This is a genomic window from Corynebacterium endometrii, from assembly GCF_004795735.1.
Taxonomy (GTDB): Bacteria; Actinomycetota; Actinomycetes; order Mycobacteriales; family Mycobacteriaceae; genus Corynebacterium; species Corynebacterium endometrii.
The window spans coordinates 550,819-574,984 of record NZ_CP039247.1 but is presented as its reverse complement, the minus strand read 5'-3'; the positions used below and the strand labels follow the sequence as shown (position 1 = coordinate 574,984).

The following is a 24,166-nucleotide window of genomic DNA, read 5'->3' as shown; positions in this document are numbered from 1 at the left end:
CCTCACTATATCTATTAGGGCTTATCGCCGCAGCTGCGAATGGATGAGTTTTTCAATCTGCTTGTTCTTGGCCACGTCCGGCATGAACACGCCCTGTTCGTAACCACGGATGGCCAAGGAGATCCCGCCGCGGCGCCGCCGCACGCCCAACACGTCACCCAGCCAAATGTTGTCCGGCCTCCCGCCGAGGTTCCCGGGCCGGGCGATGATGCGCTGGTTAGTGAGGATAAAGCGCTTGCGGCGATGCCGCATGACGGGAAGGATGAAACGCCACGCCACGCCCACAGCCCACAGCCCCACCAGCCCATTGCGCGTGGTGGGGTACTCCCCCAGCGGCGTGCCCGCAATGGAGGGGATGCCGTGGGCGTCCATCCATCCAATCCCCATCCAGGCCAGGCCGGTGATAATGATGAGTTCTAGCACGGGCAGCGTCAGAGCCCGCATGGGGGCGGTAACGTCAGCCAGCTTGTGTTCGCCTGGGGCCATTCTCATCACGGACATGGGCCCCATCCTACTAGCTGCTTTCAGGCCGGACGCAGGTGGGTGACGTCCCCGGCGGAGTAGGATTTACCGGCGATGATGAGGGAGCCGTCGGAAGAGATGCGATCCACCTTGCCTACTACATCGCCGCCCGGGGCCTGCAAACGCACGCGCTGCCCCACGCTGGTGCACACCTGGGAATACTCCTGAACAATGTCGCGGCCCGCCGCCCACTGTTCCACCCGCACCGACAGGGCGCCAAGCACCCTGTGGACCACCTCCTCGACGCTTAGCCCCCACCCCAGATGTTGCACGCAGGTTGCGGTATCAAGCGGGGCGTCCGTGACATTAATGCCCATGCCGATGACCACGCGCATGCCGCATGGGGAGGCAGCATCGGCGGCGGCCTCGCACAAAATGCCGGCTATCTTCTTTCCCTCCACGAGGCCGTCATTGGGCCATTTGAGCCCCACGCCGGGCAACGCATCCGTCAGGGCCAAACCCGCGGCCAGGGGCAGGAGCCCGAAGCGTGACACGTCTTGGGGTAGCAAACCCACAGAAATAATGGCCTGCGTGCCCGCCGGCGAGGCCCATTGCCGCCCGAGCCGCCCCCGTGCCCCCGTTTGGCCTCGTGCAATAAGCGCCGCGCCGTCTTTGAGAGTCTCGCGTTCCAGCAGCTCGGCGTTGGTGGAGGCGCATAGGTCCACGTATTCCTTCAACCATTTCACGCCCTACAGCCTACCCAGGGTGTTACATTAAGCTGCATGGCAAAGGTCACATTCAACAACGTAGTCATCCAATACCCTGGCGCCGAGGAACCCTCCGTGAAGGACCTCAACTTGGACATCGCCGACGGTGAATTTCTGGTCCTCGTGGGCCCGTCCGGCTGTGGCAAGTCCACCACGTTGCGCTCCCTTGCGGGCCTTGAGCCCGTCACCAGCGGCGCCATCCTAATTGATGACAAGGATGTCACCGGTTTGGAGCCCGGCGAGCGTGACATCGCCATGGTGTTTCAGAACTACGCCCTGTACCCCCACCTGACCGTGGCCCAAAACATGGGTTTTGCACTCAAGCTGGCCAAGATGCCCAAGGAAGAGATCGACGCCAAGGTGCGTGAGGCCGCGGAAATCCTGGACCTCACCCCTTACCTGGACCGCAAGCCTAAAGACCTTTCCGGCGGTCAGCGCCAGCGTGTGGCCATGGGACGCGCGATCGTGCGCAATCCCAAGGTGTTTTTGATGGACGAGCCGCTGTCCAACCTAGACGCTAAGCTGCGCGTGCAGACCCGCTCCGAGCTGGCCGCGCTGCAGCAGCGCCTGGGCACTACCACCGTCTACGTCACGCACGATCAGGTCGAGGCAATGACCATGGGTGACCGCGTGGCCGTGCTCAAGGACGGCGTCCTGCAGCAGGTGGCCTCCCCGCGCGAGCTCTACGACGCGCCGGCCAATGAATTCGTGGCGGGCTTCATTGGGTCGCCTGCCATGAACCTCTTCGACCATGCCGGCGCGCGCTTGGGCGTGCGCCCGGAAAACATGCGCCTTGCGTCCGAGGTCCCCTCCGGCTGGGATTCCGTCACCGGCACCGTGACGATCGTGGAAGAGCTCGGCGCCGAGGCCTACGTGTACTTCACCGCTGAGGATCAGAGCTTTGTGACCCGCGCCGATATGGCCAATATGCCTCGCCGCGGAGATACGGTCACGGCGGCATTTGACCCCTCACAGGCCCTGCGTTTCGACCCGGAAACGGGCAACCGAATCACACCGTAGTGCAGGCCGCTGACCGAAATCCCACCCCCTTATAGTGGTGAAATCGGAAGAATGAGCCCTCTGTGATGTGGATTGCTCTACATTAGAATGACCGATACTAATCAAGGGAGAACAATGAAGAAATCTTTCCTTCGCACCGCTCGAAAGGGCGCAGTGGCAACCACCGCTATCGCCGCCCTTACCCTGGCAGCTTGTTCCTCCTCTGAGTCCACTGACGGCGCCTCCGGCGCCAATGGTGCTGCAGAGGTAGAAAACGCTGACGGCCGCGGCCCCATCACCTTCGCCATGGGATCGAACGATCTGGACAAGATCCAGCCAATCGTCGATGCATGGAACGCCGATCACCCGGATGAGCAGGTCACCATCCATGACTTGGGCAACGAGTCCGGCGACCAGCGCAATACCCTGGTCCAGTCCCTCGAGGCGGGCAACGCCGAGTATGACGTCATGGCGCTGGACGTCATCTGGACCGGCTACTTCGCCGCCCAGGGCTGGCTGGTACCGCTGGAGGGCGACTTTGCCGTAGATACCTCCGGACTGCTGCAGCCAACCGTGGACTCCGCCACCTACAATGACACCCTCTACGCCCTGCCGCAGAACACCAACGGTCAGCTGCTCTTCCGCAACACCGACTTGGCCCCGGAGCCGGTCAACAACTTCGAGGATGTCCGCTCCGCCTGCGAGGCGCTGCAGGATGACCAGAACTGCCTTATCACCCAGTTGTCCCAGTATGAGGGCATTACCGTGAACACCGCCGGCTTCATGGAGGGCTGGGGCGGGTCCGTCTTGAATGATGACCAGTCCCCTAACGTGGATTCCGCCGAGTCCAAGGAGGGCCTGCAGGCCCTGGTCGATGCCGTGGAGGATGAGACCATCTCCCCTGAATCCCAGGAGGCTACCGAGGCCGAGACCGAGCAGGCCTTCCTGCGCGGCGATACCGCATTCGCAATCAACTGGCCATACATGTTTGATTCCGCCCTCGACGCTGACGGCTCCAAGGGCTCCAACGCGAAGAACGTTGAGGTACAGCCCCTGGTCGGCAAGGACGGCGTAGGCGTATCCACCCTGGGTGGCTACAACAACGGCATCAACATCAACTCGGAGCACAAGGCAACCGCCCTGGACTTCATCAAGTTCATCATCTCCGAGGAGTCCCAGATGTCCTTCGCCGAGAAGGCCTTCCCACCGGTCCTGGCGTCCATCTACGATGACGCCGCCCTGGCCGAGGAACTGCCGTACCTCCCTGCCCTGAAGGAGTCCCTGGAAAACGCCGTCCCACGCCCGGTTTCCCCGTTCTACGACGCAATCTCCAAGGCCATCCAGGACAACGCCTACGCCGCCCTCTACAGCGGCAAGTCCGTGGACGATGCAACCGCCGACATGAAGTCCGCGATCGAGTCTGCTCAGGGCTAGTACCAATAACGCTCGTTGCGTGAAGGCAGCCAGCGTTAGGGCAGCTCAAGTAGTCTGAAGAGCCGCAAGGGCGGGGCCAGTTCCGAGTTTTCCGGTACTGCCCCGCCCTTTAGCGTGATAAACGAAGTTCTCCCCCACTCACGACTTTGAGAAAGGTAACGGAGTGTCCACCACAACAACGCCTAAGTCCAGTAAGAACGCTGGCCGCGCCCTACAACGCAAGCAGTGGTATACCGCCGCCGGGCTTGTCACCCCAGCACTGCTGGTCTTGGCCATCGTCATTGGATACCCGGTTATCCGCGCGGTATTCCTCTCCTTCGAAGGCAACCGCCGCCTCGACCCCGAGACGGGCATGTTCGTCGAGGGCGATTTTGCCGGCCTGCAGAACTACCTGTACTGGCTGGGCAACCGCTGCATGAACGCCATGGGCGAGGTTGAGCAGTGCGCCACCGGCGTGATTGCCACCGATTTTTGGCCCGCCGTGCGCATCACCCTGTTGTTCACGGTGGTCACGGTCCTCCTCGAAACCGTCCTGGGACTCTTCATGGCCGTCATCATGAACGGTGAGTACAAGGGCCGCGGCCTGGTCCGCGCCGCGGTGTTGATCCCGTGGGCCATTCCCACCGCGGTGACCGCCAAGCTGTGGCAATTCATGTTTGCCCCTAACGGCATCATCAATGCGCTAATAGGCGAACCCATCCAGTGGACCTCGGACCCGTTTTACGCCCGCATGGCCGTGATTATCGCGGACGTGTGGAAAACCGCACCGTTTATGGCGCTGCTGATCCTGGCGGGCCTGCAGATGATTCCGCGCGATGTCTACGACGCCGCCCGCGTGGACGGCGCATCCCGTCTCCAGACCTTCTTCCGCATCACCCTGCCGCTGGTCCGCCCGGCGCTGATGGTGGCGGTCCTGTTCCGCACCCTCGACGCGCTGCGCATGTTTGATCTGCCAGCGATTATGATCTCCGGTTCTTCCAACTCCCCTACCGCCACCATCTCCCAGGTGGTGGTCAACGATATGCAGCAGGGCAATTACAACTCCGCTTCCGCCCTGTCCACTCTCATCTTCCTGCTCATCTTCGCGGTGGCGTTTATCCTGATTCGCTTCCTGGGCGCCGATGTGGGCGGCACGGACCAAAAGGCCAAGCGCAAGGCGAAGAAGGAGCGCAAGCGCCGCGCTAAGGCGGAAGCTACCGCCACGGGCGCGGCAGCCAATAAACCGGGTGAGAAAGCTTAGGAGGTCACCATCATGAAGAAATCCACCATGAGCGTTGTGGGTCACTACGCCGGCATCCTTTTCATCATGTTCTGGGGCCTGGCCCCGTTTTACTGGATGGTCATTACGGCGCTGCGCGATTCCGGGCACACGTTTGACACCACCCCGTGGCCCACGCATGTGACCATGGACAATTTCCGTGACGCAATCGCCACGGACCGCGGCAATGACTTCCTCTCCGCGATCGTCAACTCCCTCGCCATCTCCCTGGCCACCACCGCGGTGGCCGTAGCGGTTGGCGTGTTCACGGCCTATGCCCTGGCCCGCCTGAACTTCCCGGGCAAGGGCATCGTGACCGGCATCATCCTGGCCGCCTCGATGTTCCCCGGCATTGCGCTGGTTACCCCGTTGTTCCAGCTCTTTGGCGATTTGGGCTGGATTGGCACCTACCGCGCGATGATCATTCCAAACATCTCCTTCGCGCTGCCGTTGACAGTCTACACCCTGGTCAGCTTCTTCCGTCAGCTCCCCTGGGAACTCGAGGAGGCAGCCCGCGTGGACGGCGCATCGAAGGGGCAGGCCTTCCGCCTGGTGCTGCTCCCACTCGCCGCGCCGGCGCTTTTTACCACCGCCATCATCGCGTTCATCACCACCTGGAATGAGTACATGCTGGCCTCCCAGCTTTCGAACACGGATACCGAACCGGTAACCGTGGCGATTGCCCGCTTCGCCGGCCCATCGAACTTTGAGTTCCCATACGCCTCCACCATGGCCGCGGGCGCGCTGGTGACCATCCCGCTGGTGATTATGGTCCTGGTCTTCCAGCACCGCATTGTCGCCGGCCTGACTGCTGGTGGCGTCAAATCTTAGGACCCCGGCGCGCTTTCGTGCGGCGCAGCCATGCGCCCCGCCCCCTTCAACCCCGCAGTCACTAAACCCACCTCTCGTTTCGTGGCTGCGGGGTACTTTCATGCCTGCGCCCTTGAGGCGCGCGATTCTTACGCCCCGGCGCGCTAGACTATCCCGCATGAATGAACGCCGGGCACTGATGTGGGATACGGTAATCGGGTTTGTGGGTTTCTTTGCCCTGCTTGCCCTAGTGCAGGCAATTATGAACCTCTTTGATCCCGAACCGGCTCTGTGGCCTGGTTTCCTGGCGGCCGGCCTGTGCTTGGCCACCTACGGGTTGATACGGGCAAAGCACAACGACTTTTCGGCGCATTAGACCGCTGCCGGGCACATCCTTGAGGGGAGGATGTGGATGTTGCTTTGCTCACAATAGGTGCCTGGCCGCCTTCTACCGCGCCAGGCAAGTGAACTATAGATGAACTGGAGATGAACCCAAGTCAAACCTATTGCTTAGTTTGCTGAATTATGTTGCAACTTACACGCTTAAAATCGGCACCCCGCACCAAAATCCCAGCTTAAGTGCGGTATTGCCGGAATTTTAATTTACCCATACTTCGGCGAGTAGCCTTAATGTGTTAACTATTCGCGCCCTTTATACACTCCAAGGGGTCTCAAGCTGTGACAGCAACGTTCATCATCTTGGCCATCGTGGTCATCGCAGCCCTGGCCTTCGATTTCACTAATGGCTTCCATGACACCGCTAACGCGATGGCGCCGTCCATCGCCACCGGCGCCCTTCAGCCGGTTGTTGCGGTAACCATCGCCGCTTTCTTTAACCTGGTTGGCGCTTTCTTGTCCGTCAACGTCGCCGCAACCGTGGCCAAGGGCGTGGTCAACCTCGACTCGTACAACCTTTCTGCGGCCCCCGGCGACGTGCCCGTTGATGGGGTGGAGCTGCTCATCGTGGTCTTTACCGGCCTCATCGGCGGCATCCTGTGGAACCTGCTTACCTGGCTGCTGGGGATGCCGTCCTCCTCATCCCACGCCCTGTTCGGCGGCCTCATCGGCGCGGCCTTCGCCGCCATGGGCGCCTCCGGCGTGGCATGGTCCTCCATCGCCGGCAAAATCCTCATCCCGGCCATCGTGGCCCCGATTTTGGCCGCTATCGTTGCGATGATCGCCACGCGGGTCTCCTACGCTATGACCCAGAAGATCCAGCGCGATCAGCGCGATCAGAAGTTCCGCTACGGCCAAATCGTCACCGCCTGCCTGCTGGCACTGGCGCACGGTGCAGGTGACGCACAAAAGACCATGGGCGTGATCTTCCTGGCCCTGGTTGCCGCGGGTGAAACCACCACGGACGCACGCATCCCCACCTGGGTAATCATCTCCTGCGCGCTCGCCATCGCCCTGGGCACCCTGTCCGGCGGTTGGCGCGTCATCCGCACCCTGGGCCGCGGCGTCGTGGAAATCGAGGCCCCTCAGGGCATGTCCGCGGACGCTACGTCCGCCGCGATTGTGCTCACCTCCGCCGCCGGCGGCATGGCCCTATCCACCACCCACGTGGCTACCGGCTCGATCACCGGCTCCGGCCTGGGCCGCAAGGGCGCCGTGGTCCACTGGAATGTGGTCCGCCGCATGGTAACGGCCTGGTTTATCACCATCCCCATGGCCGCCCTGGTTGGCTTTATCACCTGGTGGATCTGCACGCTTATCGCAAACGCCACCGAGCCCGTCTATGGCGTAGTTGTTGACTTCCTCATCCTGGTCTCCCTGGCCGCAGCCATCTTCATCCGCTCGCGCAAGGACCCGGTCCACGCCGGCAACGTCAAGGACCACCCGGAGCGCGACGACGCAGCGGGCAACGATGCCGCGGAGCACGGCGGATATGCCGTTCACACCGAACCAGTCGCTCGCGATGCCGCGGCCACAGGGACCCGCACCGGCGCCGCCACCCACACCCAGGAAGGTCGCTAAATTATGACTATTGCAGAAATGCTCATCAGTATTTCCCGCGTCGCCGCCCTGGCTCTAGCCTTCGGCGTGGGCATCCCGTTCCTTTTCTCCCTGGGCATCAAGCTCCAAGGCGACCGGAATTCTTCCATCGCTGCCAAGGCCGCCGGTACCGCGGTATTTGCCGTCCTGGGCATCGTCATTGTCGTGGCCGTCCTGTGGATTGCCCGTGAAACTATATTCCACTACACGGGCTTTGAAGTATTTCCCGGCATGACCGGCAAGGCCCACTAGGCCAGCCCTAGACATCCATAACAGCCCGCGCACGCGGGCTTTTTCTTTTGACTTCAAGCCCCTAGGCCCTTGGGCTGCAATTTGGATGCGCACATTCTGCTCGAGCGCTGACAACACATAGGCCCCATCGTGCCTCCACCGGCCCGCCGGGCTAAGGCCACGCGGACAGGCACGAGGACAGCCGCAAGAACAGACACAAAGTAAACAAAAAGTTAACAAAAAGTTGAAAGAGGTTAACTCGAGGAGTACAGTCGCTTACTAATCTGCAATTCGATAGTTTCTCGGCCAGAGAATCAGGAAGAGGTGAGCACACCATGAAGGCTCTAAACAGCATCCTTGATACCATTTCCGCAGCTTTTGCCGCACGCACCCGCACCCCACTGGACGTGCTGGCACCTCGCGCCGCGCAATAAGCCTTGCACGTAAGCGGTTCTCACACTTTGAATCAAAGCCCGTCCCTATGGACGGGCTTTTTGACTATCGTGCACCGCCGAAGCGCTAGGCTAGGGGTAACTGGACACACCCTAACGCGAGGAATTTCTCACGTTTTTAAGGGCACTGACCTGCCAACTTAGTTTTGTTCGCCGAATTACCGGCGAATCTTGCTAGATTTTCGCAGGTCTAACGTCTACGATTGCCAAACATGACCCTTTCCTCACCTTTTACGGATTTGAATAGCTTGGAAGACCAGAACACCACCGCCGGCAAGATTGCCGAGCTGAAGCGTCGCCGGGCCGAAGCGGAGCGTCCCTTGGGGGATACGGCCGTGGATAAAGTCCACGATTCCGGCCGCCTGACCGCCCGTGAGCGCTTGGACTACCTCCTCGATGAGGGCTCCTTCGTGGAAACGGACATGCTAGTCAAGCATCGCACTGAGGACTTTGGCATGGGCAAAAAGCGGATCGTCACGGACGGAATCGTCACCGGTTGGGGGACCATTGACGGCCGGGAGGTGTGCATCTTCTCCCAAGACGGGACCGTCTTCGGCGGCGCCCTGGGTGAGGTTTACGGGGAGAAGATGTGCAAGATCATGGAACTCGCAGTCACCACCGGCCGCCCACTCATCGGCCTCTATGAGGGAGCCGGCGCCCGCATCCAAGACGGCGCGGTCTCCCTGGACTGGATCTCAAAGACCTTCTGGCACAACATCAACGCCTCCGGCGTGGTCCCGCAAATATCCGTCATCATGGGCGCTTGCGCCGGAGGTAACGCCTATTCCCCCGCGCTGACGGACTTTGTTGTCATGGTGGACAAGAAGTCCAAGATGTTCGTCACCGGCCCTGACGTTATCAAGACCGTTACCGGTGAGGAGATTAGCCAGGAGGAATTGGGCGGGGCCGGCGCCCACATGCATTCCGCGGGCACCTCCCACTTCACCGCGCAGTCCGATGAAGAGGCGCTGGATTGGGTCCATGACCTCATAGGCTTCCTGCCATCCAACAACCGCCAGACCGCCCCACCGGAGCCGTTTGAAAAAATGGATGAAATCACCGCGGATGACCTGTTGCTCGATGACCTCATCCCTGATTCCCCTACCCAGCCTTATGACGTGCGCGAAGTAATTGAGCACCTCACCGATGACGGGGAATACATGGAGATCCAGGCTGAGCGCGCGGAGAACGTGGTCATCGCGTTCGGCCGCATAGAAGGGCAAACCATTGGCTTCGTCGCCAACCAACCCCAGGTCTACGCCGGCTGCCTGGACATTGATTCCTCGGAAAAGGCGGCGCGTTTCATCCGCACCTGCGATTCTTTCAATATCCCCCTCGTCTTGCTGGTTGACGTCCCAGGCTTCCTGCCGGGCGCCTCCCAGGAGCATGACGGCATCCTGCGCCGCGGCGCCAAGCTGCTCTACGCCTACGGGGAGGCCACCGTCCCTAAGATCACGGTGACCATGCGCAAAGCCTACGGCGGCGCATACTGCGTCATGGGCTCCAAGGGCCTGGGCGCCGACGTAAACCTGGCGTGGCCAACGGCCCAGATCGCCGTGATGGGCGCTTCCGGAGCGGTGGGCTTTATCTACCGCAAGGAGCTCGCCCGGGCCAGTGAAGAGGGCCTGGATGTGGCCGAACTGACCAGGTCCTTCGAGCGCGAGTATGAAGACCACATGTTAAACCCGTACACGGCCGCGGAGCGCGGGCTCATTGACGCTGTTATCCTCCCGTCCGAAACCCGCCACGTGATCGCGCGCAATTTGCGCCTCTATGCCGACAAGTCCGTGGCCCGCCCCGCCCGCAAGCACGGCAACATTCCGCTATAACATTGATTCCCGCCGCGCTCGGCGCGGCGTATAGAATTACTTTTTATGACTGATCTCAAGACCACCGCTGGCAAGATCGAGGACCTGAACTCAAAGCTGTCTGAGGCCCGGACCGCTTCCCCCGCGCGCTCCCGCGTGCAGGCTTTGCTCGATGCCGATTCCTTCGTTGAGACGGACGCTCTGGCACGCCACCGTTCCGTGGACTTTGGCCGCGAGCATGACCGCCCTTACACGGACGGCGTCATCACCGGTTACGGAACCATTGACGGGCGCAAGGTGTGCGTCTTCAGCCAGGATTCCGCGATCTTTGACGGCACCCTGGGTGAGGTCTACGGCGACAAGATCATCAAGATCTACGACCTGGCCATCAAAACCGGCGTGCCCATCGTAGGCATCTACGAGTCCGCCGGTGCCCGCGTCCAGGAGGGCATTGTCACTTTGGCGATGTATTCCCGCATCCTGAACCGCGCCACCAAGGCCTCCGGCGTCATCCCACAGGTTGCCGTAGTCCTTGGCGATAACGAGGGCATGGCCGCGTTCCCACCGGCCCTGGCGGATCTGCTCGTCTTCAGCGACGAGGGCGCACTGCACCAGGCCGCCCCTTCCGTGGTCAAAGAGGTCTTTAATGAGGATGTCACCGCGGCCCAGCTAGGCGGTGCCGAGGTCCACCGCGCAAACGGCGTGGCGCACCTGACCGCGTCCAGCGAAGATGAAGCCATCGCCCTCACCCGCGACGCGCTGGCCTACCTGCCGGTCAACAACCGCGCCGAGGCGCCGCGCACCGACGCGGATATCACCGGCGGATCTATCGCCGACAATATTTCCGAGTCTGATCTCAGACTCAACGGCCTCATCCCTGACGAAGAGTCCGCAGTCTACGACGTCCTGGACATCATCAACGCCGTGGTGGACGCCGATTCCTTCCTGGAAATCCAGCCCGATTTTGCCACCAACGTTGTCACCGGCTTTGCCCACATCGAGGGCCGCGCCGTGGGAATTGTGGCTAACCAGCCGGCCGCGCTTGCCGGCGCCCTGGACAACGCCGCGTGCGCCAAGGCCGCCCGTTTTATCCGCACCTGTGACGCCTTCAATACCCCAATCATCGAGTTCGTCGATTCCCCCGGTTTCATCCCGGCCCCGGCGGAGGAGCGGGCGGGCCTGCTCTCCCACGCCGCCAAGCTGGCCTACGCGCAGGCCGAAGCCTCCGTAGGCAAGCTGACCGTGATTACCCGCAAGGCCATTGGCCCCGCCTACGTCTTCATGGGCTCTAAGGACCTGGGCGCGGACCTAGTCTTCGCGTGGCCTACGGCCGAAATTGCCGTGACCCAGACCTCCCAGGCTGCTGCGGCTATCTACGGCGCGGAAGCTACCCAGGAGCAGATTGACGCCCTCGAAGAGCAATTCATGGGCCCCTATGCCGCGGCCGAGCGCGGCCTTGCGGATTCCGTAATTGAACCATCCACTACCCGCGGCAATCTGATTCAGGGCCTGCGCCTGCTTGAACGCAAGACAGAGGTTGGCCTGCCTAAGAAGCACGGAAACATTCCGCTGTAAGGAGTTTTATGACCATCCCCAACAACCAGGCATCCCAGGCCCACTCCACCCCGTTGTTCACCGTGGTGAAGGGCAATCCCTCCGAGGAAGAGGTAGCCGCGCTGAGCGCTGCCCTCGCCCAGCTTTCGGCCAACGCCCGCAAGGCCGCCGCCGGTAATTCCACCGTGGACGCCACCGGCGAGCGAAACCTATGGGGCCGCGCCACGGACCGTTTCGAGCCGCTAAAGCAGTTCAACCCCTCCGCCTTCCGCAATGTCCGCTACTACTAAACCCCGGCTGGTTTTAGCCTCCCAGTCCCCGTCCCGCGCGTCTATCCTGCGCGGCGCCGGGGTTGAGCCTGTCTTGCACCCCGCTGACGTGGACGAGGATGCCATCATCGCCTCGATGCCGTCTGCCACCCCCGCAGATATCGTCGCCGCTTTGGCGAAGGCCAAGGCAGAAAAGGTCGCCGCCGCCTACCCACGCGATCTGGTCATTGGCGGGGATTCCATGCTCCTGCTCGACGGTGAGCTGCAGGGCAAACCGCACACCGTGGACAACACTATCGCCCGCTGGCGCCGGCAGGCCGGGAAGACCGCACAGCTGCTCACCGGGCACCACATCATCTTCGGCGACGCGCACTTCAATGAGACCGCATCGACCACGGTCCACTTCGCCTCCGCGTCCGACGCCGACATCACCGCCTACGCCTCAACCGGCGAGCCCCTCCAGTGCGCCGGGGCTTTTACCCTGGAGGCCATCGGCGGATGGTTCATCGACCGCATAGAGGGGGATCCGTCCTCCGTGATCGGCCTGTCGCTGCCCGTGGTGCGCCGGGCCGTGTATTCCTTCGGTCTCGACGTCTCCCGGTTCTGGAATAGGTAGCAATCCCGCACGGCTAGGGCTATCGCGAATAATTCTGGCTACGGGCTACGTTTCGCCGTAGGCTGGCGGCATGAAGATTAATGACATGCTTGCCCCAGAACCAATCCGGCTACCAGATGACCCAGGACAGGGGATCGAAGAACTGGCCCACGGAGTAGTAGAACACCCCAACTCCCCTATCCTGTGGGCCCGCCTGGCGGAGGATGAATTGGCGCGGGTCCGCGCCGATGAGGCACTCCCGGACGCATACATCACCGCCTACGCCTACGCGCGCACCGGCTACCACCGCAGCCTTGACCGCCTGCGGGCCAACGGTTGGAAGGGCTGGGGCCCGGTCCCTTTCAGCCACGAGCCCAATCAGGGCGTGCTGCGCTCCATCGCAGCACTCGCCCATGCAGCCCAAGCAATCGGCGAGCACGATGAATACGATCGCCTGCGCCAGATGCTTTCAGACGCCGATCCGGAATCCGTGCCACGGCTGTTGGACTAGGAAAACGCGAAGTGCACCAGCGGCAATGCCGCTGGTGCATAGGTTAAATCTTAGAGACTAGTAGTTCCTGGGGTTGCCGTTGGATTCCGGCCCGGTTGGACCGGAGTATGGCTGGCCCCAACCATTCTGAAAGTAGGGATTTTGCTGTGGCTGTGGTTGCGCCAGAGCATCATTCCACGACGTTCCGCCCACGGAAGCGGAATAGATGTACTCATTCGCCTTGTTCTTAAACTCCTCAAGGCGCGCCTTATCCATAATCGATACGGTAACCTGAGACTTTCCACCGCCGTTGTTGGTGACGATCAGGCCCGCAAGAATAGCGTTCGCCGCAAGGGCAAAGAAAAATAACGACATGACAAAGAACAAGAACTTGCCGTCCGAATCGTACTGCGAATCGAACATGGCAAAGAAGCAAAAGATGAAGAGTAGACCAAAGAAAACGAGTCGTGCCGTCTTCACAGCAACGGTAGCCTGAACACCGGCGACCGAGCCCATGGGCATTGCGGTTTCCTCATAGCCGAGTGGGATGATTCCGAACAGAGTATTCGGGTGCTTAACCACAATTCGCTTGTTGGTGACAAGGAATTTGGATTTCAGCCAGAACAAAAGAAGATTAGGGCGTAGGGATACGCTGTGCAGACCCTTTTCACCGGGCGCCAGCATGATGTCAGTACTCATAAGCTTATAGTAACTTGGCACTGTTCACGCATGGTGCCGTTTGGGGATAATTCCCCATGAAAAAGCGCAACCGGATGTAATCCGGTTGCGCCTTCGCGAGCAGGGGGACTACTCGCGGCTGGGCTTGGTATTCCTTAGGCCTGTGCAGCCTCGACGCGCTCGATGGCGACCTCGGCAACCTTCTCCTGGATGCCCATGTCCAGCTCGGAGGTAAAGCCTACGCAGGAGCAGTTGATCTCGCCGAGGACGTAGGTGTCCTCGCCGTTCTCGCCGTCGGCCAGCATGAAGTCAGCAGTCCAGATCAGTGGAACATTGTCAGTGTCACCGAGCTTGGAGGCGATTACCGGACGAGCCTCATCGAACATCTCCAGCAGTTCTGGCCATGCCTCTGGCTTGTCGTAGGTGTACTTCGCGCCGGAGAACAGGGTTGCGGAGAAGTTGTCGCCGCCCTCTGCTGGCTTCTTGTGAACGATGAAGACCGGGTTGTTGCCCACCATGAGGATGCGGATCTCACCCTCGACGATGCGAGGCATGAAACGCATGTCAACGAGCATGCCGTTGTCACCGATGATGTACTGGTCGCAGAAGTCCATGAACTCGCCCAACTTGTAGTCATGGGTCTTGTTGTCCACGGCCTCGGTGCACTTAAGTTCGGTGTCCAGCGGCAGTGCGGTGCCCGGCTCTACGGACTCCGCCAGCTTGGCGTCGGCCAGGCGAACGCGCCAGATTCCCTCGCCGGTGGAGCCGCGGTTCTGCTTCAGAACGCGCTCACCGTAGGACAGGGAGGTTGGGAAGGTGTTGTGGAAGTCCTCCACCTCGTAGTATGCGGCGGTGTCTTCCGGAACCAGATCGGTGTCATTGAGCTTGACCAGCGCGTCCTTTGCGCCGTAAGCCATCATGTCGGCCGGGGTGGACATGCCAACCAGGCCAGCGTCGGCCAGCTTGGTCAGCAGCTCGAAGTAGCCCTTCTCGCCGCCAGGGATGTTGCCCGGATTCACGCGGGAGATGTAAGCATCGAAGTTCTCGGAGACGTTCTTGAAAATCTCTTCAGCGTTATCTGGGTGATAGAAGATAACCTCAGAGTGCCAGCCCTTCTCCTTGATCGCATTAACGATCGGCATGGTGTCCTTGCGGTGGCCGTCAGCGCCCTTGTCGGAGCCGCCCTCGACCTCAAATACTACGATTGCCTTCTTCACAGGTGAATCCCTTTCATCTGGGTGTAGTGGAATAGCGAACGCGTTGACGCTCAATTTTTGCGCCGCGCTCTCACTAATAAAATTATCGGACTTCACGCCGTTCCGCGGAGTAACTAACCCCGCGTTATCCCCCGCGAATTTCCACGGGTTTTGCGCCCATAATCGCACCCCCACGACGCTTACCTGCGGTGTTGTTATAACCAGATATAACTGCTGCCGGATTTATCTGTATTTTATGTATCCAACACCACATTTTAAGAAGGGATCCGCCCGCCGCGCTAAAGTTGACGGGAAGTATTATTTGCGTACCAACTGCCCCACAGAAAGGCGCGCCAACCCATGATTGAGTTTGACCCAGCTCCGCAATTCCAGGAATTCGCCAACCCTGAGCGTTTAGTCTCCGCCCCATGGCTCTCCGCCCGCCTTGGCGTTCAAGGACTGCGCGTCATCGAAGTGGATGAAGATGCGTTGCTCTATGACATCGGGCACCTCCCCACCGCTACGCGGATTAACTTCCAAAGTGAGCTCCTAAGCCCGCTGACCCGTGACGTGATTAGCGCAGAAGAGTTCGCCGAACTTATGCGCAGCAAGGGCATCAAACGTGATGACACCGTGGTCATCTACGGCGATAAGAACAACTGGTGGGCAGCGTTTGCCCTCTGGGTATTTTGCCTCTACGGCCACCCGGACGTGCGCCTGCTTGACGGCGGCAGGGACGCCTGGATGAGCGAAGAACGCGATACCTCCTACATGGTTCCGGAATTCCCAGTATCTGATTATCCGGTGCCAGAGCTAAACGAAACCCCACTGCGCGTGTTCGTCGATGAACTACGTGACGGCAGCCTCACCCTGGTTGACACCCGCCCCGCCGATGAGTTCGCGGGCAAGCCGACCGAAACGTCGATCAAGGGCGATTCCCAGTACGGCACCACCATCCGCCACGGCCACATCCCGGGCGCCATCAACCTGACCTGGAACGTGTCCGTCTATCCCAACGGCGTATTCAGGAACGTCGAGCAGCTGCGTGAAACCTACAGCCAGCTAGACGCGAAGAAGTCCATCGCCCTGTATTCCCACCTGGGCGCGCAGGCGGCCCACACCTGGTTTGTCTTGAAGTTCCTTCTTGGATTCGAAGACGCTCGTGTCTATGACGGTTCCTGGGCCGAGTGGGGCAACATGGTTCGCATGCCTATCGAGCTTTAAATGACCATCAAAAGGTAGGATGGGGCGTTGTTACAGTGCGTGACACGCCCTATTTCTATTTTATTTTTACTGGTCAAACTAGTTTCTGTGAGCAACGGCCAAAACTTGACTGTTTCCTCACGTTTTTGTGTGTAAGAATAGTAGGCGTTACTTTTTCACGCCTACCTACAAGTCTGTATATGGAGGGTTCCTGCCGTGGCAGTAGAAACCAAGAAGATCACCAAGGTTCTCATCGCTAACCGTGGTGAGATTGCGGTGCGCGTAATCCGCGCAGCCCGTGACGCCGGCATCGCTTCCGTTGCCGTCTACGCCGAGCCTGACGCCGATGCGCCCTTTGTAGAGCTGGCCGATGAGGCCTTTGCCCTTGGTGGTCAGACCTCCGCCGAGTCTTACCTTGACTTCGATAAGATTCTTGACGCAGCGGATAAGTCCGGCGCTAACGCCATCCACCCCGGCTACGGGTTCCTCTCTGAAAACGCTGACTTTGCTCAGGCCGTCATCGACAAGGGCCTTATCTGGATTGGCCCTTCGCCCCAATCCATTGCGGATCTAGGTGACAAGGTCACCGCCCGCCACATCGCCGAGCGCGCTGATGCCCCCATGGCGCCTGGCACCAAGGAGCCCGTCGCGGACGCGGCCGAGGTCGAGGCATTCGCAGACGAGCACGGACTTCCCGTTGCGATCAAGGCAGCCTTTGGCGGCGGAGGACGCGGCATGAAGGTTGCGCACACCCGCGAGGAAATTGGCGAATTGTTTGAGTCCGCCACCCGTGAGGCCACCGCCGCCTTCGGCCGCGGTGAGTGCTTCGTGGAGCGCTACCTGGATAAGGCCCGCCACGTCGAGGCGCAGGTACTGGCGGACCAGCACGGCAACGTCATTGTCGTGGGAACGCGTGATTGTTCCCTGCAGCGCCGCTTCCAGAAGCTTGTTGAGGAAGCCCCTGCCCCATTCCTATCCGAGGAGCAGCGAGCTTCCATCCACGAGTCCGCCAAGCGGATCTGCAAGGAAGCCGGTTACTACGGCGCCGGCACCGTGGAATACCTGGTTGGGGCCGATGGCCTGATTTCCTTCCTCGAGGTCAACACCCGCCTGCAGGTGGAGCATCCCGTGACCGAGGAAACCACCGGCTTGGACCTAGTGCGCGAGCAGTTCCGCATCGCCGAGGGCGAGGCTCTTCGTTTCGATTCAGATCCTGAGCCACGCGGCCACGCTATTGAGTTCCGCATCAACGGCGAGGACGCCGCCGCTGGATTCATGCCCGCCCCAGGCACCGTGACCAAGTACTCGGAGCCGGCCGGCCCAGGCGTTCGCGTGGATGCGGGCCTGCGTGAGGGTTCCGTCATTGGTGGCCAGTTTGATTCAATGCTGGGCAAGCTCATTGTCTGGGGTGAAACCCGCGATGAGGCCATTGCTCGTTCCCGCCGCGCTCTCAGTGAGTACGTTGTTGAGGGTCTGCCAACGGTAATCCCGTTCCACAAGGCCGTCCTTGATGATGCCGCGTTCATTGGAAACGGCGAGAGTTTTGACGTCTACACCAAGTGGATTGAAGAAGAGTGGAACAACCAGCTCGAAGCGTACGGCGACCCTGCCGACGCGGAGGATTCAGCCCCGGCCCCTGCGCAGAAATTCGTGGTTGAGGTAGCCGGCCGCCGCATTGAGGTGGCCCTGCCAAGCAACCTAATCATGGGCGCCGCCGGCGCCGTGAGGAAGAAGGCTAAGAAGCGCCGCAGCGGCGGCGCCAAGGCTGCCGTATCAGGTGACGCCGTGGTAGCGCCGATGCAGGGCACCGTCATCAAGGTAGCCGTTGAAGAGGGCCAGGAAGTAGCCGAGGGCGACGTGGTGGTCATCCTCGAGGCCATGAAGATGGAAAACCCAGTCAAGGCCCACAAGTCCGGTACCGTTACCGGACTCGCCGTAGAACAGGGCTCCCAGATCAACAAGGGCAACCCAATCCTCGAGATCAAGTAGCCAACGCTACTTCCCCCTACCCCGCGCCGTGTGCTATTGGCGCGGGGTTTTCCATGCCCCGACCCGTGCATCACGCCGCCCCGGTCGAGGCGGACCAAGCGCGCTTAGCCGAGCCGTTGTGTAGCTACCACGAGTGCCACGGGGGCTGGCCCGGACGGCGGGATTAGGACTTGGGTAGGTTGGTGTACATGACGGACAATTACAAGGCTAATGACTCAATCAAGGGCGTACGCTTGGCCAAGGAGGAAGACCGGACCTACATCTCGCGCCTGCTCTACCTGACCAACGTCTTCGGCGATGAAACCGCAGACCTACCGCCGGTTCACAGGGTAGACCTGCCCCGTTACGTTGAGAATTGGTCTCCATTGGTGGACGGTGGAGTCATTGCGCTCAGCGAGATGGGCGTACCCGCCGGCGGGGCGTGGCTGCGCTACTTCACCTATGGCCCCAAGGGAGCCGCGTACATGGGCGCGCATGACGCTGACCCACTCGACGAAAGCCAGTGGGCCACGCAGTACGACCCGGAGACCATCCCCGAGCTTTGCATCGCGGTGGAGGGCCGCTACCGCGGCACGGGCGTGGGCCGGATGTTGCTGCGCAATGTGTGTGATTTGGCGGCCGCGCAGGAAGCCCCGGCGATTGCCCTGTGGGTGGATGCGAACAACGCGCCGGCCCGCGCGCTGTACGAATCTGAAGGTTTCACAGACATCAACGTCCCCGGCCAGGATCCGGGTCCGATGATCAAGTACTTCGCCTAAACGCACGCGGACATCGCCCCCTCCCACGCCAATGAGGGGGTAACGGCTTAGGAGAGCAATCGATGCTCGCCCGCCGCCTGCATTTTCGTCCCGGTACAGCAAAGCTCCCCTCCACAGATTCGATACTGCGGAGGGGAGCTTTCAGCCCCAGGGCTCATGCCGTACGGGCCTGGGCAGTGCCGGCTAGGAAATCACGACGATCAGATCGCCGCCCTCAACCTTGGTGGCCTGACCGATCGCAACGCGCTCGATCTTGCCATCCTTGGTTGCGGAGATGCCCGCTTCCATCTTCATCGCCTCGATGACGGCGACCTGGTCGCCGGCCTTGACCTCGGCGCCAACCTCGACGGTTACGTTAACAACGCCGGCGAAAGGCGCGGCAACGTGGCCTTCATTGGAAGAGTCAGCCTTCTCAACGGTATCCACAACCGAATCCTCGTTGTTATCGCGGACCTTCATTGGGCGGACCTGGCCGTTGACGTTCAAGATGACAGAGCGCATACCCTTCTCATCTGCCTCACCCACGGCGTCCAGGCGGACGATCATGGAGTTGAGGGAGGAACGGTCGCCAGCCTCGCCAGTGAAGTAGTGGACTACCTGCTCCTCGCCCTCGGTCAGACCGTAGAAGAAGGTGGCATCAGTCAACGCCTCGGTGTTTCCGTACTGGCGGCGGAACTCCTTGAACTGCTCAAACTCCTTAGGGAAGAGCAGACGGTTCAGGGCGTCACGACGCTCGGATGAATCATCGGAGCTCAGGTGTGCCTTCTCTTCCTCCGGCACCTCCTTAACCGTGACGTCACCCTCACCGCGGGAGGACAGAATCTTGTCACGCAGCGGCGGCCAACCATGAGCGGGTGTACCAAGCTCACCGCGCAGGAACGCGATGACGGAATCCGGAATGTCATACTTGGTTGGGTTTGCCTCGAAGTCTGCGGGATCAACGCCGGCTCCCACCAGGTGGAGCGCCAGGTCACCAACGACCTTGGAGGAAGGGGTCACCTTGGTTGGGCGGCCCAGCATCTCATTCACGGCAGCGTAGTTATCCTCGATGACCTCGAAACGGTCAGCCAGGCCCAGGGCGGATGCCTGGGCGCGCAGGTTAGACAGCTGGCCACCCGGGATCTCGTGCTTGTAGACGCGGCCGGTTGGCCCTGGGATGCCGTTTTCAAACGGAGCGTACAGCTGACGCACTGCCTCCCAGTAAGGCTCCAGGTCGGAAACCGCCTGCAGATCGATACCGGTGTCGCGATCGGAGTTAGAGAACGCCGCGACGATTGCGGACAGGGAAGGCTGGGAGGTGGTACCGGCCAAAGGCGCGGAAGCGCCGTCCACAGCGTCAGCGCCGGCTGCGGCGGCCGCGAAGTAGGTAGCCAGCTGGCCGCCGGCGGTGTCATGGGTATGGACGTGAACCGGCAGGTCGAATTCCTTGCGCAGCGCGGTCACCAGCTTGGTTGCAGCCTCCGGGCGCAGCAGGCCGGCCATATCCTTGATGGCCAGTACGTGGGCGCCGGTGTTGACAATCTCCTCGGCGAGCTTCAGGTAGTAATCCAGCGTGTAAATGTCTTCCTTCGGGGAAGACAGGTCACCGGAGTATGCCATGGCTACCTCGGCCACGGTGGTGTTGGTCTCCAGAACGGCCTCGATAGCCGGGCGCATCTGGGATACGTCATTAAGAGCATCGAAGATACGGAATACGTCCACGCCGGACTTAGCGGCCTCCTGCACGAAACCGTGGCATACGGAGTCTGGGTACGGGGTGTAGCCAACCGTATTGCGCCCGCGCAGCAGCATCTGAATATTCACGTTTGGCATGGCGTCACGCAGCAGGTCCAGGCGTACCCATGGATCCTCCTGGAGGAAGCGCATGGCCACATCGAAGGTGGCGCCGCCCCATGCCTCAACGGAGTACAGGTTAGGGGTCAGGCGTGCCACGTGCTCGGCGGCGGAAACCAATGCGGTGCCGCGAACGCGGGTGGCCAGCAAGGACTGGTGCGCGTCGCGGAAGGTGGTATCCGTCACGGCAAGTGCGTCCTGCTTACGGATCTTCTCAGCCCAGGCCTTAGGCCCCAGCTCCAGCAGCTCATCGCGGGAGCCCTTCGGCAGGGGTTCCTGCTTATCCAGGGTTGGGAGCTTATCGAACGGGCGCAGGGAGGTAGGACGCTCACCGTTTGGACGGTTCACGGTCACATCTGCGATGTACTCCACGATGCGTCCGGGCTCGTCGGTAGCCGGAGGAGCCTTCAGCAGGTCCGGGTGGTCATTAATGAAACCGGTGTCTACGCGCTTTTCGGTGAAGTCCGGCTCGCGCAGCAGGGCGCGCAGGAAGCCGATGTTGGTAGCAACGCCGGCAACGTGGAACTCGTTAAGGGCGCGCTGGGCGCGCGCCACAGCCTGCTTGAAATCCTGGCCGCGGCAGGTCATCTTCACCAGCAGGGAGTCGAAGTTAGGGGAAATCTCTGCGCCCACCGAGGTCGCGCCATCGAGACGCACACCCGCGCCGCCCGGAGAGCGGTAAGCGGTCAGAGTACCGGTATCTGGGCGGAAACCGTTGTTTGGATCCTCAGTGGTAATGCGGCACTGAAGGGCCGCGCCGGTGAGCTTGACCTCTTCCTGCTTCAGGCCCAGGTCCTCAAGGGAGGCACCGGCGGCAATCTGCATTTGGGATTTCACAATGTCTACACCGGTAACTTCCTCAGTCACCGTGTGCTCCACCTGGACACGCGGGTTCATCTCAATGAACACGTGATTGCCGCGCTCATCAACCAGGAACTCAACGGTGCCCGCACCGGAGTAGTTAATGTGCTGGCAGAACTTAACTGCGTCCTCACAGATGCGGTCACGCAGCTCCGGATCCAGGGTAGGAGCCGGGGCAATCTCCACTACCTTCTGGTGGCGGCGCTGCACGGAGCAGTCACGCTCATACAGGTGCATGACGTTGCCATGCTCATCGGCCAGGATCTGCACCTCGATGTGCTGGGGCTTGATAACGGCGGTCTCAACGTATACGTGGCCATCACCAAACGCGGCCGCCGCCTCGCGGGATGCCTCCGCAGCCTTCTGCTTGAACTCCGCCTCATTCTCGATGAAACGCATGCCGCGGCCGCCGCCACCGGCAACTGCCTTGACGAAGACCGGGTAAGTAAATTCCTTTGCGTACTCGTAAAGCTCGTCCGGGTCGGTAGACGGCTTGGAGTCCTTGAGGGTTGGTAGGCCTGCGGCCTCCGCGGCCTGCACCGCAGCGGCCTTGTCACCGGTTAGGTCCAGGGTCTCTGCGGAAGGACCGATGAACTTAATGCCGTTGTCCCTGCAGGCGCGCGCGAGATCCGCACGCTCGGAAAGGAAGCCGTAACCAGGGTAAATGGCATCAGCACCGGACTTCTTGGCCGCGCGGATAACCTCATCGATATCGAGGTACGCCTTGACCGGCTGACCCTCAACACCAATGCGTACCGCCTCATCGGCGAATGCGCGGTGGAAGGAATTGCGGTCCTCGCGTGGGTAAATAGCTACGGTCTTAGCGCCGGTCTCAAATGCTGCACGAAAAGCGCGGACGGCAATCTCACCACGGTTGGCGACGAGAATCTTATTGAATGATGAAAGCGCGGTGTCAACCACGAACGTAGGTCCTTTCATTGAGTGAGTAGCACCCCTCCCCCATACACGGTGGCCCGGAATGTACTACCGAGGCCGCTTTTGAGTGCACGCGAAAAAGGCACCACGTCAGATGATCCTTATATAACTGTAGACCCGTAACGTAGCGATTTCTACCGTTTTTACTGTGCATTCACGCGCATGGCCAGCGAAGATAGGCTCACCTGCAAGGATCGGGAAGAAACATGGAATTTAATCCAGGCTCAGCCTTTCCAACCCCTGTGATGGGGGTGAAGCGGAAACCCCTAATCAAAATTCAGGGAGATTCCGGGGTTGGACGAATAACCGCCCACCTGCTGCTTTATCAGCGATAGGCGGGCGGTCTACATGTGTGTCCAACTCAGCCGGACACACATGTCCTGGAAGGTCCTAGAGGGCCTTAGAAGGACTTAGGCGGAACCGGACGCTGTTCCTCACCGTTGTATGCGGACAGCGGGCGGATCAGGGAGTTGTTTTCGTTTTGCTCCACGATGTGAGCGGTCCAGCCGGTGATGCGAGCCATCACGAAGATTGGGGTGAAGAACTCGATGTCGAAGCCCAGGATGTAGTAGGCAGGGCCCGCCGGGAAGTCCAGGTTAGGACGGATTTGGATGGACGTATTCTCATACATGGTCTTCGCCATGATGTCATACATCTCAACCCACTTGGTCTGGTCGTGCTGCTCAGCCAGCTCCTTGAATGCGGCCTCCATGGTAGGAACGCGGGAGTCGCCCTTCTTGTAGACGCGGTGACCGAAGCCCATAACCAGTTCCTTGTTGGCCAGCTTGTTCTTTGCCCACTCCTCTGCCTTGGCTGGGTCATCAACCTCCAGGAAGTTGTGCATCACGGCCTCGTTGGCACCGCCGTGCAGCGGGCCCTTCAGCGCGCCGATTGCGCCCACGATTGCCGAGTAAGTATCGGACATGGTGGAGGTGATCACGCGGGCCGCGAAGGTGGAAGCGTTGAAGGAGTGCTCCGCGTACAGGGTCAGGGACTTATCGAAGGCCTCGATATCAGCGCGGCTGTTGGCCGGGGAGCCCTCCTCCTCGCCGAAGACCATCCACAGGAAGTTTTCCGCAAAGCCCTTCTTGCGGGAGGGCTCGATGTAGCCCTCACCGCGGCGGCGTCGGATGTCAAGCGCGATGATGGTCGGAATCTTGGCCATCAGCTCAAGCGCGGTGCGGCGGATGTGCTCGGAATCCCGGGTGTATGCCTCAGGATCCTGGGAGCCGATAAAGGAGATAGCCGTGCGCAACACGTCCATTGGGTGGCAGGACTTCGGCATGGAGGTGATCAGGTCGATGAGGTGACGGTCCAGGTGGCGCAGCGCCTTCTCACGCGCGGAGAAGCGGATGAGCTCTTCCTGGCTTGGCAGCTCACCGTTCCACAGGAGGTATGCCACTTCCTCGAAGCTGCAGTAGCGAGCCAGCTCCTGGACTGGATAGCCGCGGTAGGTCAGGGAATTGGTCTCTGGAACCACCTTGGATACGGCCGTTTCATCGACTACAACGCCGTAGAGGCCCTTGCGAATTTCGGTGTTCTTGTCAGACATTTTTTCTCCTTATGCTTGGGTGCGAACACGGCGGGC

At 60.8% G+C, this 24,166-nt stretch carries 21 protein-coding genes; 15 read left to right on the top strand and 6 right to left on the bottom strand.

Annotated features, from left to right (window positions below; translation table 11 throughout):
• Nucleotides 1-21: 21 nt before the first annotated feature.
• Nucleotides 22-501, bottom strand: a complete 480-nt coding sequence (locus CENDO_RS02600; RefSeq protein ID WP_136140648.1) for a hypothetical protein — start codon at nt 499-501, stop codon at nt 22-24.
• A 23-nt stretch (nt 502-524) separates the two neighbouring features.
• Nucleotides 525-1,208, bottom strand: coding sequence for a biotin--[acetyl-CoA-carboxylase] ligase (locus CENDO_RS02595; RefSeq protein WP_136140647.1), 684 nt, complete (start codon nt 1,206-1,208; stop codon nt 525-527).
• 36 nt (nt 1,209-1,244) lie between these two features.
• On the opposite strand from CENDO_RS02595, the gene CENDO_RS02590 reads away from it, so the two are divergent.
• The 12 genes from CENDO_RS02590 (at nt 1,245) to CENDO_RS02535 (ending at nt 13,145) form a co-directional block, all read left to right on the top strand.
• Nucleotides 1,245-2,249, top strand: coding sequence for an ABC transporter ATP-binding protein (locus tag CENDO_RS02590; RefSeq protein WP_136140646.1), 1,005 nt, complete (start codon nt 1,245-1,247; stop codon nt 2,247-2,249).
• Nucleotides 2,250-2,363: 114 nt separating this feature from the next.
• Entirely contained in the window at nt 2,364-3,662 is a 1,299-nt protein-coding gene (locus tag CENDO_RS02585) for an ABC transporter substrate-binding protein (RefSeq protein ID WP_136140645.1), read from the top strand.
• Nucleotides 3,663-3,825: 163 nt separating this feature from the next.
• A complete protein-coding gene (locus CENDO_RS02580; RefSeq protein WP_136140644.1) occupies nt 3,826-4,902 on the top strand; it encodes a carbohydrate ABC transporter permease in 1,077 nt (358 codons plus the stop codon).
• Nucleotides 4,903-4,929: 27 nt separating this feature from the next.
• Nucleotides 4,930-5,751, top strand: a complete 822-nt coding sequence (locus tag CENDO_RS02575) for a carbohydrate ABC transporter permease (RefSeq protein WP_210726580.1) — start codon at nt 4,930-4,932, stop codon at nt 5,749-5,751.
• A gap of 157 nt (nt 5,752-5,908) precedes the next feature.
• Entirely contained in the window at nt 5,909-6,106 is a 198-nt protein-coding gene (locus CENDO_RS02570; RefSeq protein ID WP_136140642.1) for a hypothetical protein, read from the top strand.
• 302 nt (nt 6,107-6,408) lie between these two features.
• On the top strand, nt 6,409-7,707 hold the full coding sequence (locus tag CENDO_RS02565; RefSeq protein WP_136140641.1) for an inorganic phosphate transporter: 1,299 nt from the start codon (nt 6,409-6,411) through the stop codon (nt 7,705-7,707).
• Nucleotides 7,708-7,710: 3 nt separating this feature from the next.
• A complete protein-coding gene (locus CENDO_RS02560) occupies nt 7,711-7,977 on the top strand; it encodes a hypothetical protein (protein WP_136140640.1) in 267 nt (88 codons plus the stop codon).
• Nucleotides 7,978-8,620: 643 nt separating this feature from the next.
• Nucleotides 8,621-10,237, top strand: coding sequence for an acyl-CoA carboxylase subunit beta (locus CENDO_RS02555; RefSeq protein ID WP_136140639.1), 1,617 nt, complete (start codon nt 8,621-8,623; stop codon nt 10,235-10,237).
• 45 nt (nt 10,238-10,282) lie between these two features.
• Complete coding sequence (locus CENDO_RS02550; RefSeq protein WP_136140638.1) at nt 10,283-11,791, top strand: acyl-CoA carboxylase subunit beta; 1,509 nt, start codon at nt 10,283-10,285, stop codon at nt 11,789-11,791.
• An 8-nt stretch (nt 11,792-11,799) separates the two neighbouring features.
• Complete coding sequence (locus CENDO_RS02545; RefSeq protein WP_136140637.1) at nt 11,800-12,060, top strand: acyl-CoA carboxylase subunit epsilon; 261 nt, start codon at nt 11,800-11,802, stop codon at nt 12,058-12,060.
• A complete protein-coding gene (locus CENDO_RS02540) occupies nt 12,044-12,655 on the top strand; it encodes a Maf family protein (protein ID WP_136140636.1) in 612 nt (203 codons plus the stop codon). The genes CENDO_RS02545 and CENDO_RS02540 overlap by 17 nt, the downstream gene beginning before the upstream one ends.
• A gap of 70 nt (nt 12,656-12,725) precedes the next feature.
• The gene (locus CENDO_RS02535; RefSeq protein WP_136140635.1) at nt 12,726-13,145 is read left to right on the top strand and encodes a DUF3151 domain-containing protein; all 420 of its coding nucleotides are present in this window, start codon (nt 12,726-12,728) and stop codon (nt 13,143-13,145) included.
• Between the two features lie 57 nt (nt 13,146-13,202).
• On the opposite strand, the gene CENDO_RS02530 is transcribed toward CENDO_RS02535, so the two are convergent.
• Nucleotides 13,203-13,823 (bottom strand): hypothetical protein, encoded by a 621-nt coding sequence (locus CENDO_RS02530; protein WP_210726558.1) that lies wholly within the window; start codon nt 13,821-13,823, stop codon nt 13,203-13,205.
• Nucleotides 13,824-13,957: 134 nt separating this feature from the next.
• On the bottom strand, nt 13,958-15,019 hold the full coding sequence (locus CENDO_RS02525; protein WP_136140634.1) for a Cj0069 family protein: 1,062 nt from the start codon (nt 15,017-15,019) through the stop codon (nt 13,958-13,960).
• A gap of 339 nt (nt 15,020-15,358) precedes the next feature.
• Here CENDO_RS02525 and CENDO_RS02520 point away from each other — a divergent pair, with 339 nt between their 5' ends.
• The 3 genes from CENDO_RS02520 to CENDO_RS02510 all read left to right on the top strand — a co-directional run bounded on the left by CENDO_RS02520 (nt 15,359) and on the right by CENDO_RS02510 (nt 18,948).
• On the top strand, nt 15,359-16,222 hold the full coding sequence (locus CENDO_RS02520) for a sulfurtransferase (protein WP_136140633.1): 864 nt from the start codon (nt 15,359-15,361) through the stop codon (nt 16,220-16,222).
• A gap of 195 nt (nt 16,223-16,417) precedes the next feature.
• Entirely contained in the window at nt 16,418-18,190 is a 1,773-nt protein-coding gene (locus tag CENDO_RS02515) for an acetyl/propionyl/methylcrotonyl-CoA carboxylase subunit alpha (protein ID WP_136140632.1), read from the top strand.
• A 188-nt stretch (nt 18,191-18,378) separates the two neighbouring features.
• Nucleotides 18,379-18,948: a GNAT family N-acetyltransferase gene (locus CENDO_RS02510; protein ID WP_136140631.1), complete on the top strand. Its 570-nt coding sequence runs from the start codon at nt 18,379-18,381 to the stop codon at nt 18,946-18,948.
• Nucleotides 18,949-19,131: 183 nt separating this feature from the next.
• On the opposite strand, the gene CENDO_RS02505 is transcribed toward CENDO_RS02510, so the two are convergent.
• Nucleotides 19,132-22,581 (bottom strand): pyruvate carboxylase, encoded by a 3,450-nt coding sequence (locus CENDO_RS02505; RefSeq protein WP_425456192.1) that lies wholly within the window; start codon nt 22,579-22,581, stop codon nt 19,132-19,134.
• A 397-nt stretch (nt 22,582-22,978) separates the two neighbouring features.
• Complete coding sequence (locus tag CENDO_RS02500) at nt 22,979-24,130, bottom strand: bifunctional 2-methylcitrate synthase/citrate synthase (RefSeq protein WP_136140630.1); 1,152 nt, start codon at nt 24,128-24,130, stop codon at nt 22,979-22,981.
• Nucleotides 24,131-24,166 lie beyond the last annotated feature (36 nt).

What these genes read in the sequence shown, in the direction of transcription:
- CENDO_RS02600 (WP_136140648.1), bottom strand. Translation starts at nt 501, where the DNA reads ATGTCCGTGATGAGAATGGCCCCAGGCGAACACAAGCTGGCTGACGTT.
- CENDO_RS02590 (WP_136140646.1), top strand. Translation starts at nt 1,245, where the DNA reads ATGGCAAAGGTCACATTCAACAACGTAGTCATCCAATACCCTGGCGCC.
- CENDO_RS02585 (WP_136140645.1), top strand. Translation starts at nt 2,364, where the DNA reads ATGAAGAAATCTTTCCTTCGCACCGCTCGAAAGGGCGCAGTGGCAACC.
- CENDO_RS02575 (WP_210726580.1), top strand. Translation starts at nt 4,930, where the DNA reads ATGAGCGTTGTGGGTCACTACGCCGGCATCCTTTTCATCATGTTCTGG.
- CENDO_RS02570 (WP_136140642.1), top strand. Translation starts at nt 5,909, where the DNA reads ATGAATGAACGCCGGGCACTGATGTGGGATACGGTAATCGGGTTTGTG.
- CENDO_RS02560 (WP_136140640.1), top strand. Translation starts at nt 7,711, where the DNA reads ATGACTATTGCAGAAATGCTCATCAGTATTTCCCGCGTCGCCGCCCTG.
- CENDO_RS02555 (WP_136140639.1), top strand. Translation starts at nt 8,621, where the DNA reads ATGACCCTTTCCTCACCTTTTACGGATTTGAATAGCTTGGAAGACCAG.
- CENDO_RS02550 (WP_136140638.1), top strand. Translation starts at nt 10,283, where the DNA reads ATGACTGATCTCAAGACCACCGCTGGCAAGATCGAGGACCTGAACTCA.
- CENDO_RS02545 (WP_136140637.1), top strand. Translation starts at nt 11,800, where the DNA reads ATGACCATCCCCAACAACCAGGCATCCCAGGCCCACTCCACCCCGTTG.
- CENDO_RS02540 (WP_136140636.1), top strand. Translation starts at nt 12,044, where the DNA reads ATGTCCGCTACTACTAAACCCCGGCTGGTTTTAGCCTCCCAGTCCCCG.
- CENDO_RS02535 (WP_136140635.1), top strand. Translation starts at nt 12,726, where the DNA reads ATGAAGATTAATGACATGCTTGCCCCAGAACCAATCCGGCTACCAGAT.
- CENDO_RS02530 (WP_210726558.1), bottom strand. Translation starts at nt 13,823, where the DNA reads ATGAGTACTGACATCATGCTGGCGCCCGGTGAAAAGGGTCTGCACAGC.
- CENDO_RS02520 (WP_136140633.1), top strand. Translation starts at nt 15,359, where the DNA reads ATGATTGAGTTTGACCCAGCTCCGCAATTCCAGGAATTCGCCAACCCT.
- CENDO_RS02510 (WP_136140631.1), top strand. Translation starts at nt 18,379, where the DNA reads ATGACGGACAATTACAAGGCTAATGACTCAATCAAGGGCGTACGCTTG.
- CENDO_RS02505 (WP_425456192.1), bottom strand. Translation starts at nt 22,581, where the DNA reads ATGAAAGGACCTACGTTCGTGGTTGACACCGCGCTTTCATCATTCAAT.
- CENDO_RS02500 (WP_136140630.1), bottom strand. Translation starts at nt 24,130, where the DNA reads ATGTCTGACAAGAACACCGAAATTCGCAAGGGCCTCTACGGCGTTGTA.